The organism is Paenibacillus auburnensis (genome assembly GCF_927798115.1).
Lineage (GTDB): Bacteria > Bacillota > Bacilli > Paenibacillales > Paenibacillaceae > Paenibacillus_AQ > Paenibacillus_AQ auburnensis.
In genome coordinates this window covers 96202-115065 of sequence record NZ_CAKMMG010000012.1, presented here as the reverse complement: position 1 = coordinate 115065, position 18864 = coordinate 96202, and the positions used below count along the sequence as shown (strand labels likewise).

Sequence of the window (18864 nt, the reverse complement as noted above, 5' to 3'; positions counted from 1 at the left end):
TGAGGGCTTATGTGATGCCGAAAAAAGATAATATGCTGGCCATCCTATGGATGCTGAACTCCGGCGTGAAAATAACTGCGAAGCAGATCGCTGAGAAGCTCGAAATTAATATACGGACAGTGTACCGGTATATCGATGCACTATGTGCCAGCGGAGTGCCTATCATCTCCGATTCTGGTCATAACGGCGGGTATAGCTTGCTCAGTAATACGATCAGAGCACCTCTGCTATTTGATATGGAAGAAAAGAAAGCGCTCCTTCATGCGGCTCTTTTTGCTAAAGAGGCCGGATCCCCTATGAGTGAGGCATTGGACAATGCGGTATCAAAATTAAAAATGTATTCGAATCAGGAGCAGGAAAATACCCTTAGCCGCCATTTAGCCGGATTTGAAGTTATAAACCGTATGGGAGATCCTTCGATTCAGCCGGTACTGGCGGAATTGGAGCAGGCTGTAGCCAATGAATACTCTGTAGAAATGGAGTACCGCACAAGCCGTGAAGAACATCCCAAGAGCAGGGTAATTGACCCGTATGGAATGGTCTACTGGAATAACAGGTGGTACACAGTTGCATTTTGCCACTTGAGAAATGAGATCCGCAGCTTTCGGGCAGACCGGATTCTAACAATCAAGCGTACGCCGCTGACGTTTAAGCGTTCCGAAGCTTTTTCGGCCCGTGAATGCTTCCTGCAGAATCTGCTGCCTGATGTAGCAGGTGAGGAAGGAATAATTTCCTTAAGGATAGAAGGCACTGCGGATGCTTTGGACGACCTGTGTATGCACTGGTTTCTGGGGCATTATCTGAAAGAGCGGACAGCTGGTCAGGCCATATTTTACCTTGAGGCGGAGTCCATTCACAGGTATGTCCCTAATTTTCTTCTACCTTATGGAAAATCGATTCGAGTAATAGAGCCGCAGAGTTTAAAAGAAAGGCTTGTTGCTACTGCGTCGGAGTTAATGGAATATTATCAGCTTTAACAGCTTCACTGACAGCGGATGTCAGTGGAGCTGTTTTATTATGGAGGTAATCACTGAAGGAGGAGTTAGCAATGAATAATACGGTATATCTGTATGTCTTTGACACAATGGCAGACTGGGAAATAGGTTACTTAACAGCCGAACTGAACACGGGAAGATACTATAAAAAGGGGCTGGCCCCATCAAAAATAGTTACCGTGGGAATTGATAAGACACCTGTAACTACAATGGGCGGACTTACAATACTGCCTGACATCAAACTGGATGAGTGCAGAATTGAAAGCACAGATGCATTGATTTTACCCGGTGGAGAGACATGGACAGAAGCCATTCATGAGCCCATCTTAACAATCGTAGAGAGGTGCTTACTGGAAGGTACATTGGTTGCAGCGATTTGTGGTGCTACAATGGGCCTTGCCCAGGCAGGATTGCTGAATTCACGTCTACATACAAGCAATGATCTGGAATATCTAAAAATGATCTGTCCCGCTTACACAGGTGAAACGTATTTCAAAATGGAGCCTGCTGTAACTGATGGAACACTAATCACTGCATCTGGAATAGCTCCGTTGGAATTTTCTGTTCAAGTCTTGAAAGCTATGGGTGTGTTGTCTTCACAAACATTAGATGCCTGGTATAGCCTGAATAAGAGTCATGAACCCAAATATTTCTATGAGTTGATGAATTCCATCCAATGAAGGGTTAAATGATATCGCCAAATGAAAAAAAGGCGCAGAACTTAAATCTGCGCCGTACAATAATTGCGGGACCTCTAATTTTCGAAGAACTGACTTTTATCTGTGCCAGCAATGGTTAAATTTATCGCTGCAGAGTTTGCGACAAGTTTGAATTGTGTCTCATTTACTTTTATTGCTGTCGCTGACACTGAAGTTAGTTGTTTATTTAGAGCATTAACCAAGCCGTCCATATTGTAATATTTCCGTTCTAGCAAAATAGTGGCTGTGTTTGTGCCGTCACTAACTGTAAACGTACGGTTCTTGGTATGATCTTCGTCTGTGCCGGTGAAATAGTTATTATCAAAGAAATAGGCCCAGTCATTCCCACCTAATGTAACAGAAGCATCTGATCCAGTCTTAAAGGTGGATATAAAGAACGTGTCATTATTTCCAATTCCAGCTAATGTCCGCTCCCCTAAGTTTATCCCATGTGCATTACAGTAGTCTTGGATAAAACTATCTATCGCTGAGCCTACTACCTGTCCTGAAGTAAATCCATTCAACGGTATATTCCAGGTTAGGTCAACGGGTATGGTAATGGTTCCATCACTAATAGTGAAATGTTTCGGATTACTTTGGAAATTGGTTGAGGTTATCTTTTTGCTTTCTTTCCTAGCTTGAGTAGCATAGGTGACTGAGAAGTCGAAATTTGTTATAGCTTTACTTGTAATAGTCTGTGGTTCATTATTCTCGGCTTGAACATGGATCGTAATTTCTTTTGTATCAGAAAAGGTTGCTGAGATAATTGTCGCTATGAGCACTACGTCAGTATCAGCTGCTAACCCTGCACGAGTAACATTCCCCGTAGAAATATCTACAATTGAAGATTGCATAGAATCTTTTAATGCCCAGGTAACAGCGGCGCCATCTTGAATGCTTGGCAATGTGACTTGGTCATCTGTTCCGTTGTATATTACCTTTAAATTCTCTTTAGCTGTTGCTACGAATTCCAGCGCAACAATAGCCGACTCTGCATCCGTTAATCTGGAAATATCCCCTACCAGCGTCTTCTGTGCTGGTGTTAAGTGATTAAAATCCATACGTGCCTTAACTACAGCGGTTTGGTTGGCCAGGGTGATTTCTGCTTTTGCAGGCAAGGCGGCAATTTGGTCTTTTACCTGGCTGGCTGCTTCAAGGTCTAGTGCCGCTTGAGCTTCCAGCGCAACAATAGCCGACTCTGCATCCGTTAATCTGGAGATATCACCTACCAGAGTTTTCTGGGCGGGTGTTAAAGCATCGAAATCAGTACGTGCTTTCGCTACAGCTGTTTTGTTGTCCAGGGTGATTTCTGCTTTTACAGGCAAGGCAGCGATTTGGCTTTTCACCTGGTTGGCTGCTTCAAGGTCTAGTGCCGCTTGAGTTTCCAGCGCAACAATAGCCGATTCTGCATCCGTTAATCTGGAAATATCTCCTACCAGAGTTTTCTGGGCGGGTGTTAAAGCATCAAAATCAGTACGTGCTTTCACTACAACGGTTTTGTTGTCCAGGGTGATTTCTGCTTTTACAGGCAAGGCAGCAATTTGGCTTTTCACCTGGTTGGCTGCTTCAAGGTCTAGTGTCGCTTGAGTTTCCAGCGCAACAATAGCTGTCTCTGCATCCGTTAATCTGGAAATATCCCCTACCAGAGTTTTCTGGGCGGGTGTTAAAGCATCAAAATCAGTACGTGCTTTCACTACAGCGGTTTTGTTGGCCAGGGTGATTTCTGCTTTTGCAGGCAAGGTGGCAATTAGGTCTTTTACCTGGTTTGCTGCTGCAAGGTCTAGTGCCGCTTGAGTTTCCAGCGCAACAATAGCCGATTCTGCATCTGTCAGTCTGGAAATATCTCCTACCAGAGTTTTCTGGGCTGTAGTTAAAGCATCAAAATCAGTACGCGCTTTAACTACAGCGGTTTTGTTAGCCAGGGTGATTTCTGCTTTTGCAGGCAAGGCGGCAATTTGGCTTTTCACCTGGTTGGCTGCTGCAAGGTCTAGTGCCGCTTGAGTTTCCAGCGCAACAATAGCCGATTCTGCATCTGTCAGTCTGGAAATATCTCCTACCAGAGTTTTCTGGGCGGGTGTTAAAGCATCGAAATCAGTACGCGCTTTAACTACAGCTGTTTTGTTGTCCAGGGTGATTTCTGCTTTTACAGGCAAGGCAGCAATTTGGCCTTTCACCTGGTTGGCTGCTTCAAGGTCTAGTGCCGCTTGAGTTTCCAGCGCAACAATAGTCGCCTCTGCATCCGTTAATCTGGAAATATCTCCTACCAGAGTTTTCTGGGCTGGTGTTAACGCATCAAAATCAGTACGTGCTTTAACCACAGCTGTTTTGTTGGCCAGGGTGATTTCTGCTTTTACAGGCAAGGCAGCAATTTGGTCTTTCACCAGGTTAGCTGCTGCAAGGTCTAGTGCCGCTTGAGTTTCCAGCGCAATAATAGCTGCCTCTGCATCCGTCAGTCTGGAAATATCTCCTACCAGAATTTTCTGGGCGGGTGTTAAAGCGTCAAAATCAGTACGTGCTTTCACTACAGCTGTTTTGTGGGCCAGGGTGATTTCTGCTTTAGCAGGTAAGGCGGCAATTTGGCTTTTCACCTGGTTGGCTGTTGCAAGGTCTAGTGCGGCTTGAGTTTCCAGCGCAACAATAGCTACCTCTGCATCCGTCAGTTTGGAAATATCCCCTACCAGAGTTTTCTGGGTGGGTGTTAAAGCATCGAAATCAGTACGCGCTTTAACTACAGCTGTTTTGTTTGCCAGTGTGATTTCTGCTTTTGCAGGCAAGGCTGCAATTTGGCTTTTCACCTGGTTGGCTGCTGCTTGATCTATTGTATTTTGAGGAACTTCTGGGGGTTGTGTAGGTGTATATGTAGGTGCTGGTGTAGGTGTTGGTGTTGATGTTGGTGTAGGTGTTGGTGTAGCTGTTGGTGTTGGCGTTACAGGTGGTGTGGGATTTTGTTCATCAATCTTAGTCTTTTCTGTTATGAACTTAGAAGCGACAATAGCTACATCCTGACGGCTTGCTACATTAACCGGGTTGAAGGTGCCATCGGGATTTCCCTTCATGAGTCCTAATTCAACGGCAGCACCAACGGCATCCTTAGCCCAACTGGCAATGGAATCAGCATCAGAAAATTTTAAGTTCTGTCCTTTTCCGGCACTGTCAATACCTAGAGCGTTCACAAAAATCACAGCCATTTGTTCACGGCTGAGGTTCTGATTGTTACCAAACATTCTATTTCCCATACCTTTAAACAGGCCAGCTTTAACAGCAGCCTCTACAGCTGAAAAGGCATAATTGCTTGCCGGGACGTCTGTGAAGGAAGGTGACTTTGGAGGATTGCTAAGATCCAGATTGAGAGTCTTTGCCAATATGATAGCAAAATCTTGTCGTTGGATATTGCCTGCCGGATTGAATTTACCGTTACCTGTACCATTGATAATTCCTTTTTCGACTAGCTCAAGAATGGCATCTTTGGCATAGCTGTTTGAGATATCGGTGAATGATTCCGCTGCATATGCTTGTGGTACTAGGGTGCTGAGTACAGCAACCGTAGATAGGATAGATATTGATCTTGCTTTTAAATTTTTCTTCATGAATTTCTCCTTAAATTAAGTAATTAATCAGATGGATATCTAACTCTATGGCTTTTTGCCCTAGCATCACTCCTACGACAATTAATGAACTTAATCCTTTGTTTTATCTCCGCTCGTAACATGTATATTCTACTATACTTTGAAAAGAAATAGTCAACTGATATGATCTTTGTTATAGACAACGCCACGCTTTTTATATACACGAAGTGATGCCTTATAAACTGTTGGCAATCCACAACTGTTTACGACAGGGGGGCAGGAAGCTAATCAATAAATTATTCTATGATTACAGGTGGAGAGGCGGGTTGCGTATGCTTGTCTTGGGGTTATGATACTTCACACCCTTTTTTCATACTGGCGCCCATGGAGGATGTGACGGATGTTGTTTTTCGCCATGTCGTAAGTAAAGCGGGCAGACCGGATGTGTTTTTTACGGAGTTTGCGAATACAGAGAGCTATTGTCACCCGGAGGGGCACCATGCTGTCCGCGGCCGTTTGACTTTTAGATGAACAGCCGATTGTAGCGCATATCTGGGGAGACAAGCCGGAATACTTCCGTCAGATGAGCATCCGAATGGCGAAGGAAGGCTTCAAAGGCATCGATATTAATATGGGTTGTCTGTCCTGTAGCGAATGTAGCAGAGAACGGGAAGGGAAGCGGCCTGATCTGCCGTCCTGAACTCGCAGCGGAGATCATCTAGGCAGCCAAAGCCGGGGAACTCTCCGTCAGTGTAAAAACAAGACTCGGTTTCACTTACATCGACGAGTGGCGCGGCTGGTTAACCCATATTTTGCAGCAAGACATTGTGAATCTGTTCATTCATCTGCGCACACGAGAGGAAATGAGAAAAGTAGATGCCCACTGGGAGCTGATCCCGGAGATCAAGAAGCTAACGGGGATATCCCTGACCGTCAGACCGGCCTAAGGCTCGCTGAGCAGTACGGTGTGGATGGAATTATGATTGTGCGGGGTGTTTTTCAGAATCCGTTTGCTTTTGAGCAGGAGCCGAAGAAACACAGTAGTAGAGAATTGCTGGATCTGCTGCGGCTGCATCTGGACCTCTATGATAAATACTCAGGACAGGCACCACGTTCGTTCAGCCCACTTCAGCGATTTTTCAAAATCTATGTCCGCGGATTCCACGGGGCAAGTGAATTAAGAAATACCTTTAATGAACACCAAGTCCACAAGTGAAGTGCGTGCGCTGCGCGATGCATTTAGAAACAAGGAGCATGGCGTAGCGAAAACTTAAGATTGAGCTGGACAGTTAAAATAGGAAAAAGATGCAAAAATATTGGGGATCGGCTGAATGGAGAGGGGAACAAGCCGGAGCCAGCAGGCCGTTCCTCTGTTTTTAAATACGTTTGAGGTCCCCTCAAAGCACCTGAGTCATCTTCGAAGCTAAAGCCCCTATTTGTGGGGGTATTTATTATGGAGGGGGATCACATGACCTGGAGCGAACTGAAGCAGCAGCTGGAGGGCCTTCTTAGCCCAGCGTTACAGGGAAGGGTAGAATACCGCGCACCGGGTTACTGTTATCTACCTGATAAATCAGGGATCTGTTTTATTTCGGTAGATAAAAAGAACGTGCTCAATATGAGCGATAAACAAACCCTATCAGATGGTATCAAACGGAGCTGGAGATTAAGAATGACCCGGATATCCAGATTCCTATCAGCAAGGACGACATTGAAGCGGTCAGAAAAGCTACTAAGGGACCAGTGCCGGAGGATCGCCTAATCGTAATGGCCAGAAGCAGAAAAAGTACAGAGCATGCAAAAGAGCTTTTGTCAGCACAGGCTGCATTAACGAAGTCGAATTTTATCGTGGTAGCTAATAAGTTCTTAACTACGCCTATAGAGGAGAGTATGGAGAACGGGGACATTCTGTTTAATGTTCTGCCTTTGGTGGATAGAAGGGTTGGGAAAAAGTGGATCGAGGGTATGGCTGAGAAGATGGAGTTGAAGCATCCGGTTGTGGGGTGGTTTTATGAGCTGCGGCGGGGTGGGTTGTGAAGCGGATGATTCTTACCTGTGGATGATCATAGATGGGTAAGGGGGCAGCCGACAAAATGGATAGGGTAGTGATAATTATTAAACTGAAGACCCTATTTGAAATAGGTCGTCGGCCTTTAATTTATTGTGGGGCTCGTGTCAAGGATATTCCCCCTGAACACTCTATACAAGTGAAGAGTGTTGTTTTGTTGGTTGGAGATTATATATAAACAGAAGGAGCCTAGAATCTTAAATGATTCTTAACGGCTCCCTTCTGTTTAATTTAATTCATTTTAGATGGTGAATAACAAAAGATTATTTTTTGCGCTTTAATTTATAAAGACGATACATTTCTAATTCTTCCTTTAACCGCTGTGCCTCTTCAGTTGTTATTTCCTCCAATTTATTTTGACCAAAGAAAATATAAGGTGGACGCTCATCTTTTAGTAAATCTTCAAGATATGCTTTCTCCTCCCTTCCAAGTAAAAAATCCACAGAGACCTCGAAAATGTCAGCAATTCGTACTAGAGTGCTTAAATCGGGCACTCTCTTTCCTGATTCATAACCAGATACTGATACTTTTGTAACTCCAATAGCATCCCCTAGCTGTGATTGTGTCAGACCATTTTGAATCCTTAAATTTTTGATTCTTTCAGATATTAACATACAACCCACCTCAAAAATATTTTACCCTAAAGTTAACGAAAGGTTAACATGAAAATGTTGAAATAAACTAATGGTTAACTTATAATTCATGTTAACACCTAGTTAACTTATTTTTTGATTGGAGGTCTTGGATTGAAGAGGATAGTATTCTTATCTGGAGGGATTGGAAGTTGGGCGGCAGGAATGCGAGTAATGCAAAAATACGGTAATGGAGATATCATCAATTTATTTACTGATACTAAAAAGAAAAATGATAGGCATCCTCATCGGGGGGAAGATCAAGATTTATACCGGTTTTTAAATGAAAGTTGGAGTTATATCGGTGGGGGATTGGAATGGATATCTGTGGGCAAACATATATGGCAAGTCTTTGAAGAAGCAAGATATATGGGGAATACAAGACACGACCCGTGTAGCAGAATACTAAAGAGAGAAGCTGCGAGAAGTTGGCTTGAAAAGAGATTTTCTCCCGATGAAGTTATATTATATCTTGGGATTGATTGGACTGAAGAACACCGCGCAAGAAAGTGTATGGATTATTGGAAACCATATCGTGTCGAGTTCCCGCTAATAGATGAACCCTACTTATCTAAAGAAGATATGTGTGTTTGGGTAGAAAAATATGGGATCAGAAGACCACGTTTATATGATATGGGTTTTTCACATAATAATTGTGGAGGATTTTGTGTAAAAGGTGGTCAAGGGCATTTTTTTAATTTACTTAATCAAATGCCTGAACGATATGCCTATCATGAAGCAAAACAAGAAGAACTATTCTTAGTCATTGGTAAAAGAGTTCCTTTCATAAGAAGAACAATAGATAAACAAATAAACTATTTAAGCTTAAAAGAATTCAGAGAGGAAATACAAAAAAAGAAATGAATAACATTTCAAAAACAATAGATCTAACAGACATTGGTGGGTGCGGCTGCTTTAATGATGTATAAAAGTATATCATTTCAATGAATGTAGAACATAGGTTCCTTTAAAGTTCTGTCCATCTTCAATTTAATAGTGTATAATTACTCCTGGAGACTATTCTCCAGGAGTAATTATTTAAGAAAGGAAGAGCTACATAATATGGCTTATGCTAGACATCAAAGTTTTTATATAAGAGATAAGTGGTTCAGTAAAGGATTGAAGGCAGTAAAACAAAATAAAAGATTTTTCTTTAATGAATATGCATTTGAGACGGTTGGATTAGGAAAGAATATGCTTGAATCTTTAAAATATTGGTTATTTGCTTTTGACGTTCTCGAAGAAAAGACAGTAGAGGGTCAACGAATACACACTCTCACGGAGTTAGGTGAGATTTTGTTTCAGAATGATCGACTTTTGCAAAAAAATGAAACATTGGCTATACTTCACTATCATTTAGTTATGAATAGAAATGACTACTCCACTGTATTTGATTGGTATTTTAATCGGTATAGAGAAACGTCTGTCAGTAAGCCTGATTTATTTAGTTCTTTTGTGACTTGGGTTAGCCAAAATGAAGTGAAGGAAATATCAGAGAATTCTTTAAAACGAGACATAGATTGCTTAATTCAATTTTACACTAAGGCACCCGATGATAACGATCCGGAGGATGGTATGTTTTCCCCGTTTTCCAAGCTAACCTTGATGAAGAGTGAACGCTCAGGTGAAGGCTTCGACACAATCAAGAAAATTATCCCGGAGCCTAATGCAATTGGAATAATATCTCTTTATTATATCCTTCTTAATTCAGATGCTATTCCAGAGGATAGGCTTATCAGTGTAGATGAGATTGTAAACGGTGATAACTTATGGGGGAAAATATTTAATCTTTCTCGAAATAAAGTAGTCGAAGCGTTAAATATTCTTACTAACCACGAAAAGTACCCAATTGAGTATGTTAGAACAAATAATTTAGATTATATTAAACTACCAATGATTTCGTCAGTTGAATATATTAAGAGCGAGCTTTTGAAAGGATGACCTATTAGAAATGGCTTTTAAGTCTAGCATTAACATAAAATTCGACTTGGGTAATGCTGAGTTGATAACACGTTACATTCCCACACCATCCCATGCCGAGGCAATGAAAGGGATAATTAATGGGTTTACTACTGACACTAACAGAGCACACATTATTGTTGGGCCTTATGGCACGGGGAAATCACTGTTAGCAAATGTAGTTGGAAGCATAGTTTCAAAAATGGCTAGTCCTTATGACATTGATTCATTAGCCGGAAAGTTTGAACAAGTTGATGAACAAATTGCCTCAAAAATAAAAGATATTAGTAACTTACCAATACCTTATTTACCGATTCTACTGAGTGGTAATGAAGGGAGATTTAGACATTCAATATTATCCGGGATATTAAAAAAACTTAAAGAAAAAGGGATTGACGTCGTACTGCCTGGATTGTCAACTAAGATTATAAAGTCAGTAGAGACGTGGAATCAGGAATTTCCCGATACTTATCAAAAGTTTTGCCTTAAGTTGAAGCAAGACGGAAGAAATCCCAATAATTGGATTGAAGAGATAAAAAAGCAAAATGAAGCAGAAATAAAATATTTCTCAACGATCTACCCATTTCTTACTGCTGGTGCTACTTTTGATATCGACTACGATTATAGCTTTCTATCACAAATGGAGTATTTAGCAAATGTTCTTCAAGATAATAATCTGGGCGTATTTATCATTTACGATGAATTCGCAAGATTTTTACAAGGTTTGAATCCTGCAAAATTTAATGAAGCAATGCAAGACATTCAAGACCTTGCTGAGCTTTCAAACAGAATGAGTTCAATACACATGTTACTAATCACTCACAAGAGTCTACGCTACTATTTCAGTTCCTCTAATGATGATGTTGCAAAGGAATTCCAACGTATTGAGAAGCGATTTAATCAATATTTGGTGAAAAGTGATCAAGTTACATTTTTAAGGATCGCTGAAATCATATTAACAGAAAATATTAATCAAAAGCCCATTATAAGTACTGCAGAATTTAATAGTACAAGGGAAATGTTGAGGAAGTACCCTCTCTTTCCAAGTATCAATCAAACAGAGCGCGATGAATTGGTTGTTAGAGGTATGTTTCCGCTTCATCCTGTAGCGATCTTTTTACTACCAAACCTGACCCGAGTGTTTGGACAGAATGAGAGAACACTGTTTACTTTCCTAGAAAGTCAAGAAACTGGTGGTTTGTTAAATCATATTAATAAAACTAATGATTATTATTTAGCTCACCAGTTATTTAATTTTTTCTTTCCTGACTCTTATGATGTCGGTAATGATGATTTTTCTGAACATATCCTTCTCTATAAAAAAGCAATGGCTCGCCTACCAGAAGGATTCTTAAACAAGAATTCAGCAATGAATTTAGTTAAGATTATTACCCTTTGGAATTTGTGCGCAGTACAAAATGAGCAAAAACTAAATACAGAATTCTTAGAATTTGCAACGCAAATTAGTAAAGATGAGTTGTCAGAGATTCTACAACTATTAAGCAAACATAAGGTGATTCGATTTAACCGAGTAAATGATTATTGGGAATTATTTGCTGGAAACTCGGTTGATTTGCAAGAAAAATTAGATCATGAAAAGCAATTGTTAAAAATAGATTCAGCAAAAGAAATAGAAGTCCTTCACAATAATCTAGCAAAAAAATTCTACTTTCCGGAACGCTACAATGATGATAAGGGAATGACGCGCTTCTCTGCAGTAAGAATTGTATACGGACGAGATATTATAGAAGGCAAGTGGAATCGAGAGCAGCAGGCTTACGATCTAATCATGTACTATGTTTTGGCGAATGACCAAGAAATGTATGAATCATTAGACTTTATCCTGCAAGAATTAAGCATAGGATCCGATAGAGAACTATTCTTTTTACATCCTAAACCTGTATCTGAGGTTTCGACTGAGGTTTACAATTATATAGGATTGGATTTATTAAGAAAAAACAAGACTTTACTCTCTGAGGATAAAGGTATTAAAGAAGAGTTAGAGGTACTTATCAATGAAACAAAATATAGAATTTCTTTATATCTATCAGATATAGCTTCTTTCAACGAAGGGAGAAAATGGTATATTTCTGGAAACGGAGTAACTATTACATCTGAATTTGAGCTGACTGAAATACTGTCAGAAAAATGTTATGAGTTGTATAGTTGTACACCTGTAATCTTGAATGACACCTTTAATAGGAATGTAGTTTCGGGAGTTCAGAGAAATGCAGCAATACAGTTAATTGATAAAATAATCGATGATCCACGTAAACCACATTTTGGAGTCACAGGAAACGGACCGGATTATGCCTTATTTGCTGCCATCTTTAAAAATAATGATAGTTTTGATATGAATGTCAATAATTTGGACTACTCAAACATAATTAATGGATCTTTTTCTGCGCTTAGATCAAAATTGATTGAAGTATTGGAAAGTAATCCGACGGGTAATTTTAAAGATATTACTAAGCTGTTTATAGCTCCACCCTTTGGTATTAGAAAACCGTTGATTCCTATTCTTTTTGTTGCCTTGATTAGGGATCGTTGGAATGAGTTTATGTTGTATCGCAACGATATGTTTGTCCCAGGTATTAATGGTGCCAAACTATTCGAAATAATAGTGGAGACAGGTGCGGAGAACTATCAATACGCTTATGAACACATAAATGATAATTATGTTGAATTTTTTAATATTATTGAGAAATATTTTATTGATTCTTTAGAGACGCGATTAAGCAACCAGTCTAGATTGATTTTTATCTGTGGAACTTTATTAAAATGGTTTAGGTCTCTTCCTAGAATTGCGCAAACTTCAGTTAACGTGGATGAAGAGTTTAAGGAATATAGAGATCTAATAAAAAGGTCTGAGGTAGATCCACAACAATCAATTGCCAAGCTGTTAGTACTATATCAACATAACACAGATAGGTTATTAGCTATCAAGCAATATGCTGAGGAATTTACTAAATTGTTGAAGAAAGAGTTAGCTAAAAAAATGTTGCAAGTTCTAGGTGTTAGTAATTTTATAGACATAAAGAATTGGGTAGAAATACAGCGGTCTAAAGGATCTTATTTAATTAATAAGTTGCCGGAAAGAATCTACAACTCTCTCTCAAATGAAAACGAAGAAATATGGATTGAACAATTCTCTGAAAAATACGTCGGAGTTAAAGTAGAAGATTGGTCTGATACCACTTATGACTTGTTTTTTACACAGCTGAGTCACGACCTAGAAGAACTAACATTAACTGAGCGAGAAATTAAACAAAGTAACTTAAATGTAGTTTCTATTCAAATAAACAATAGCAGGAAGTTAATAAGCAAGGTTGATCTGTCTGTTAAGTCGGAAACTATCTATTCAAATTTAGAAAGGATGGTAAATATCGCAGGCAAAAATGTGCCTCGGCAAGAACTTGAATATCTAATTTATCAATTGTTTGAAAATTACGTAGTGAAACCGGAGTGATAATATGGATACCCAAGAAAAAAAAGTTGTGCATGTAGCTATGTTCAGTGGCGGGGCTGGAAGTGCCTTTGTGGCTAATCATATGGTGCAAACCTATGGCAAAGAAAATTGTATTTTATTTTTTACAAATACTTTATGGGAAGATGAAGATAATTATCGGTTTATGGAGGAAGTTTCTAATCATATTGGTTTGGAAATCACAGAAAGGCTTGATGGAAGAACCCCAGAAGAAGTTTTCTATGATGAGAGATTTCTTGGTAATGCGCGTTTAGCTAAGTGTTCAGAGGAACTTAAAGTGAGACAAACTATACTCTTTTTAGAGGATGAATTAAGAGATCAAAAGAATTTAGAACCAATTCTTTACTTTGGAATTGGCCCTCATGAGAGCCATCGTGCTGAGAATTTAAAAGAGTTCTATGAACACTTTCCACTAGAAGCTATTGAAACGCGATTTCCGCTGATTGATTTATTTAGAGAAGATCTTGATGCTAAAGGAATCATTCAAGATGAATGGGGAATTGAGCTGCCGCGAATGTACAATATTGCAGAACAATTAGCGGAGAAGGAAAATAATGAGAATGCCAAATTAGCATTAAAATATGGTATTAAAGGGTTTTCTCATGCCAATTGTGCTGGTAGATGCGTACGAGGTGGTTTCCAACACTATGCGCTATTATATGCAATTTGGCCAGAAAGATATAGGGAACAAGAGGAAATGGAAGAGCGGTTCAGAACAAGTTTTAAGAAGGATGTATCAATTCTTAAAAAGAATGGTGGTTCCTATACTATGAAAGAGTTCCGTAAAGTTATGGAAACTGAGGGGTTTGAAAAATTCTTGTTTAAGGCGGATGCAGATATTCCTTGTGTTTGTTCATTTTCATGAATTAATGTTTACAGATCGCTGGATAACCTCCAGCGATTTTTTATTTTAAAGATTAGTAGATTTATTGGATACTTTTAAAAATACCTATAGCTCATTGTAAGTAATTTAATGTTTTTGCATTAGAAACAATTGAAAATAGAAAAATGAAGGAACAAAGTGTAAAACGGCGAATATATTAGTAATTCTAATTTAGAGGTTGTGTGATGACATGAGCTTTAAAGATTTAGTCTATTACGATGAGTATATAAGCCATAAAATGGATTTATTAAGGGAGTATTACTTACCTGTGCTGAATAAAACAAAAGACTTTAATCGCGCTGCCGGATTTTTTAAAGCCGATTTCCTTGTTGAGATATCACAAGGTATGACGTCATTAATTAACAACGATGGAAAAATGAATGTTATAACATCGCCAGACTTAACCGTCGAAGATATATTGAAAATAGAAGCAGGATATGAATTGAGAAAACTCATTGAAGAGAAATTGCGCGAGACTATTTTAGATCCGATTTCGGAAGAAGCACGTGAAAGAGCAAATTATGTAGCTCATTTAATTGCAGCAAATAGGCTGGATATTAAAATTGCAGTATTTAAAAATGCAAGAATAAAGGGTATCTTTCATGAAAAGTGGGGAGTGTTAACTGACTCTGACGGAAATCAGATCTCGATGATTGGCTCAAATAATGATACACCAAGTGGATTGCTAATAAATCACGAGTCATTCGAACTTAATTTTTCTTGGCAAGCTGAAACCGATAAAAGAAAGATTATTGCCAAGGAAGTTAGATTCAATAAAATGTGGAATAATAATGATGAAGATCTTTATGTCATAAATTTGCCAGACGGAATAAAGGATGAAATTTTAAAATACAAAAAAGATGAAATTTTCCCTGAGGATAAAATAGTTACATTAAGAAATGTTATAGAGAGAGGAGTCAGAGAATTGAATAATGATTTTCTAAAAAACACAAGTCCTCCGCCAGGAGAGACTAATATTCCTTATATACCGAGCGATATACAGATTAGAGATTATCAATGGGAAGCTCAAAAAAACTGGAAAAACAATAACTATAAAGGCATTTACTCCATGGCAACAGGGACGGGAAAAACAATTACAGCACTATTTTCGTTAGTTAAACTGTATAACGAAACCAATAGTTTGTTTGTAATTATAGTATGCCCATTTCAACACTTGGTTGAGCAGTGGGTGGAAGATCTAGAGAAATTTAATATATTACCGATCATCGGATATTCAAAGTCTAAGCAAAGAACTTGGAAAACAACATTAAGAAATCAAGTGACACTTTTTAACTTAAATAATAGAAATAGATTCAGTTGTTTCATTACAACGAATGCAACTTATGCCAAAGAAGAAGTAAGAGAAATACTGAGAAACTTGAAAGGTGAGGTATTATTTATAGTAGATGAAGCTCATAACATTGGATCAGGATCTGGACAGAGGGGGCTACTTGATAATTACAAGTATAGATTAGCATTATCTGCTACGTTCCAAAGAAAGTATGATGAAGAAGGAACGAGTCAGATTATCCAATATTTCGAAAAAGTAGTTTACGAAATAGATATAAAAGATGCAATATTCAATAAAAAATGTCTTGTTGAATATGAATACTATCCGATTCTTACATTTTTAAATGAAGATGAATTTATTGAATATAAACAAATTACAATTGATATTGCAAGAGGAACATCAGATAATAACGGAGTTCCATCTTTAAGCATGTCTGCAAAGCTTGCAGCTAACGAGCGATCGTTATTAATATCTAAATCAGTAAATAAGTTAGAGAGGTTGAAGGAATTTCTGCCTTTGATTAAAAGTACAAAAAATAACTTGATTTACTGCGGGGCAGCTAAGATTTCTCTAGAGGAGTTGCCTGAGGAAATAGAGGTTGTGACTGAGGAGTACCGGCAAGTTGACTGGGTAGTAAGTACACTAATAAAAAATGATATAATTGCAACTCGGTTTACAGCAGAAGAAGATATTGATCAAAGAAAAATGATAAAAACACAATTTGCTAATGGAACAATTGGTACTGTTGTTGCAATTAAATGTCTTGATGAAGGCGTTAATATCCCTTCCATCGAAAGGGCCTTTATCCTGGCAAGCTCTAAGGATCAAAAGCAATATATCCAAAGGAGAGGTCGTGTCCTCAGAAAATATGAGAGATTAGGCTATAGGAAAGAAAAAGCGTATATCTATGATTTCATCTCTCTCCCCTTTTTTATTGAAGACTCAAGAGAGCTTACTGAAAGTGATTATAAGATTGGAAAGACGCTAGTGAAATCAGAACTTGAAAGGATAATAGATTTTTACGACACATGCTCAAATAAATCAGAAGTGGAAAAAATAATTATTGAACTAAATAGTTCATATGAATTGGAGACTGTAGAAGAATGATGAGTGAACAATTGAAAATAAACATTATTAAAATGGTTTTGGAAATTGAAAAAAGAAATATTAATAATGGCTTTCCTAAGACAAAGGATGAAATAATTGCTGAAATTGAAAAAGTAATAATTACGGAGGTGGATAAACATGAAAATACAAAAAATTAGACTTGAAAACTTTAGGCAGTACCTTGGTGAGCAAACAATTGAATTTTCAACTGATGAAACTAAGAATTTAACACTTTGTCTAGCGAAAAATAATGGGGGAAAGACAACTTTAGCTCAAAGTATTATTTGGTGTCTATACGGAGTTACGAACCTGAATGAGCCAAAAGAAATTCTAAACAAAAGTATTAAATTATCCATGCGTGAGGGATCTAGTATAAAGGTTGCCGTTACGTTAGAAATTATTCATCGATCTGAATTATATATTATTCGACGTGAAAAGAATTATCAAAAAACAAATACACGATTAATTGAAGATGACTCAGAATTGACAATTTTAACATATGACAATAACAATGTACTGATTGATGTAAGCGGCAAAGATATAAATGATATTCTACCAAGGTCGCTTTCGAGATTCTTTATTTTTGACGGTGAAAGAATGCTACATCTGGGGACAAATAATGCAATTCAGAAGGAAGAGTTAGAGAAGGATATCCGTACTATTTTAGGCTTGGATGTTTTAGAGGAAGCAATATCACATCTCGGAGGCAAGAATAATACTGGTGGTGTATTATTGTGTTTAAATAAAAAGTTTGACAATAGTAATGATAGTGAAATGGAAAATACAAATAATGAAATAAATGAAATAAATGCCGAGATAGATCAACTAGATGAGCAAATAGAGGAAAGCACATCTTTACAATCACAAAAGGAACTGGACAAAATTAAATTATCGGAATTTCTTGAACAAAATAAACACATAAAAGAAAAGCAACTCGATAGAAATCGATTGGAGTTAGAATTGAACGGTTTAATTGATAGAAAAGAAAAAGAGAAAAAACAATTATTACGAAAATTTTCGGGGAATCTCCCTTACTTACTTTTACAAAAATTGTTCGATAAATCGATATCATTTGTTGCAGATTCTTCTGAATTAGAAGAGGCAGCACCGGATGTGACTTCACTGACAATTAATTATATTCTTGACAAAAAAGAGTGTATCTGTGGAACGACATTTTTAGAAAAAGATAGTATTTATAATAAACTCGAAAGTAATAAAAAGTATTATCCTCCTGAATCCATTGGAACAACAACAAAACGATATTTAGACGTTGTTCGTGGAATTGCTAGAACAAATGAAGATACTAAGTCTGAGATACAACAAATGTATGGAGATTATTTAGAAGTTGATTCAGATATTCATGATATCAAAGTAAAGTTAGATGCAATTAGCCGAGATATTCAAGAATCGTCTGAAGAGAAAGTAAAGGAAGCTGAAGAGCAGTATCAGGCAATTAAACAGGAATTAAAAGAATTAAATGACAGACTAACTGAATTGAACACAGCGAAGAAGTTTCAGTTACAATCGCAGCTGGAATTACAGGAAAAGCTAGAGGAGCTTTCTAATAGGAGCGAGCAAAACAAAAAAATAATTAGATATAGAGAGGTTGCCAAAGAGGTGTTAAATCACCTTAAGCAAAGCTACGATAAAGAGAAAGATAAGGTTAGAGATGAGTTGCAAAAAGAAGTACAAAAAGTATATGCAACAATAAATAGAGGAAACGGTAAAATAAAAATTAATGAAAAATTTGATTTCGAACTTTACACTGAAAGTCATGGACAATTAGTAAAAGATAATTCAAAGGGCCAAGGGTTATCAACAGTGTCTGCGTTTTCTTTTGTCTGTGGAATAACAAAATTAGTAAGAGAAAAAAAGATGAATGAAGAAATAAATTATGGTAATGAGCCTTATCCACTAATTATTGACGCCCCATATTCTGTAATGGACACAGACTATATAGAAAAGGTTTCACAGGTGTTACCAGCATATGCTGAACAACTTATTATTCTTGTCAAAGACGATAATTTCAATACAGCAAAAAGCATTTTCGAAGATATGGGTGTTATTGGTAAAGAATATCATATCGAGCTGGAAAGAAATTCCGATGGGACTGAAAATCAGTTTGTAACGAAAATACAAGAAAAAGAAATTGACCGATTAAAGGTAGGTGTAGAGTGA

At 38.0% G+C, this 18864-nt stretch carries 11 protein-coding genes and 2 pseudogenes; 11 read left to right on the top strand and 2 right to left on the bottom strand.

What is annotated here, in order from left to right; genetic code table 11:
* The first annotated feature begins 14 nt into the window (after window positions 1-14).
* Together L6H70_RS26105 and L6H70_RS26100 are read left to right on the top strand one after the other, a co-directional pair.
* Window positions 15-977, top strand: a complete 963-nt coding sequence (locus L6H70_RS26105; protein ID WP_236337144.1) for a helix-turn-helix transcriptional regulator — start codon at window positions 15-17, stop codon at window positions 975-977.
* Between the two features lie 71 nt (window positions 978-1048).
* Window positions 1049-1675: a type 1 glutamine amidotransferase family protein gene (locus L6H70_RS26100; protein ID WP_236337143.1), complete on the top strand. Its 627-nt coding sequence runs from the start codon at window positions 1049-1051 to the stop codon at window positions 1673-1675.
* Between the two features lie 74 nt (window positions 1676-1749).
* On the opposite strand, the gene L6H70_RS26095 is transcribed toward L6H70_RS26100, so the two are convergent.
* Window positions 1750-5280, bottom strand: coding sequence for an S-layer homology domain-containing protein (locus L6H70_RS26095; protein WP_236337142.1), 3531 nt, complete (start codon window positions 5278-5280; stop codon window positions 1750-1752).
* A gap of 282 nt (window positions 5281-5562) precedes the next feature.
* Between L6H70_RS26095 and L6H70_RS28955 the strand changes: the two are divergent.
* Window positions 5563-6533, top strand: a pseudogene (locus L6H70_RS28955) (tRNA dihydrouridine synthase).
* Window positions 6534-6712: 179 nt separating this feature from the next.
* Window positions 6713-7296: pseudogene (locus L6H70_RS26085) on the top strand (SF0329 family protein).
* 294 nt (window positions 7297-7590) lie between these two features.
* Here the strand turns inward: L6H70_RS26085 and L6H70_RS26080 are convergent.
* A complete protein-coding gene (locus L6H70_RS26080) occupies window positions 7591-7941 on the bottom strand; it encodes a helix-turn-helix domain-containing protein (protein ID WP_236337141.1) in 351 nt (116 codons plus the stop codon).
* Window positions 7942-8073: 132 nt separating this feature from the next.
* Between L6H70_RS26080 and L6H70_RS26075 the strand changes: the two genes are divergently transcribed.
* The 7 genes from L6H70_RS26075 (at window position 8074) to L6H70_RS26045 (ending at window position 18864) form a co-directional block, all read left to right on the top strand.
* Window positions 8074-8823 (top strand): hypothetical protein, encoded by a 750-nt coding sequence (locus L6H70_RS26075; protein ID WP_236337138.1) that lies wholly within the window; start codon window positions 8074-8076, stop codon window positions 8821-8823.
* Between the two features lie 198 nt (window positions 8824-9021).
* Window positions 9022-9900 (top strand): DUF4007 family protein, encoded by an 879-nt coding sequence (locus tag L6H70_RS26070; RefSeq protein WP_236337136.1) that lies wholly within the window; start codon window positions 9022-9024, stop codon window positions 9898-9900.
* Window positions 9901-9910: 10 nt separating this feature from the next.
* Complete coding sequence (locus L6H70_RS26065; RefSeq protein WP_236337134.1) at window positions 9911-13387, top strand: hypothetical protein; 3477 nt, start codon at window positions 9911-9913, stop codon at window positions 13385-13387.
* Between the two features lie 4 nt (window positions 13388-13391).
* Window positions 13392-14270, top strand: a complete 879-nt coding sequence (locus L6H70_RS26060) for a hypothetical protein (RefSeq protein WP_236337132.1) — start codon at window positions 13392-13394, stop codon at window positions 14268-14270.
* 208 nt (window positions 14271-14478) lie between these two features.
* Complete coding sequence (locus tag L6H70_RS26055) at window positions 14479-16686, top strand: DEAD/DEAH box helicase family protein (protein ID WP_236337130.1); 2208 nt, start codon at window positions 14479-14481, stop codon at window positions 16684-16686.
* Entirely contained in the window at window positions 16686-16844 is a 159-nt protein-coding gene (locus L6H70_RS26050; protein ID WP_236337128.1) for a hypothetical protein, read from the top strand. Before L6H70_RS26055 ends, L6H70_RS26050 begins: the two co-directional genes overlap by 1 nt.
* A complete protein-coding gene (locus tag L6H70_RS26045) occupies window positions 16825-18864 on the top strand; it encodes an AAA family ATPase (protein ID WP_236337127.1) in 2040 nt (679 codons plus the stop codon). Before L6H70_RS26050 ends, L6H70_RS26045 begins: the two co-directional genes overlap by 20 nt.

What these genes read in the sequence shown, in the direction of transcription:
- L6H70_RS26105 (WP_236337144.1), top strand. Translation starts at nt 15, where the DNA reads ATGCCGAAAAAAGATAATATGCTGGCCATCCTATGGATGCTGAACTCC.
- L6H70_RS26100 (WP_236337143.1), top strand. Translation starts at nt 1,049, where the DNA reads ATGAATAATACGGTATATCTGTATGTCTTTGACACAATGGCAGACTGG.
- L6H70_RS26095 (WP_236337142.1), bottom strand. Translation starts at nt 5,280, where the DNA reads ATGAAGAAAAATTTAAAAGCAAGATCAATATCTATCCTATCTACGGTT.
- L6H70_RS26080 (WP_236337141.1), bottom strand. Translation starts at nt 7,941, where the DNA reads ATGTTAATATCTGAAAGAATCAAAAATTTAAGGATTCAAAATGGTCTG.
- L6H70_RS26070 (WP_236337136.1), top strand. Translation starts at nt 9,022, where the DNA reads ATGGCTTATGCTAGACATCAAAGTTTTTATATAAGAGATAAGTGGTTC.
- L6H70_RS26065 (WP_236337134.1), top strand. Translation starts at nt 9,911, where the DNA reads ATGGCTTTTAAGTCTAGCATTAACATAAAATTCGACTTGGGTAATGCT.
- L6H70_RS26060 (WP_236337132.1), top strand. Translation starts at nt 13,392, where the DNA reads ATGGATACCCAAGAAAAAAAAGTTGTGCATGTAGCTATGTTCAGTGGC.
- L6H70_RS26055 (WP_236337130.1), top strand. Translation starts at nt 14,479, where the DNA reads ATGAGCTTTAAAGATTTAGTCTATTACGATGAGTATATAAGCCATAAA.
- L6H70_RS26050 (WP_236337128.1), top strand. Translation starts at nt 16,686, where the DNA reads ATGAGTGAACAATTGAAAATAAACATTATTAAAATGGTTTTGGAAATT.
- L6H70_RS26045 (WP_236337127.1), top strand. Translation starts at nt 16,825, where the DNA reads ATGAAAATACAAAAAATTAGACTTGAAAACTTTAGGCAGTACCTTGGT.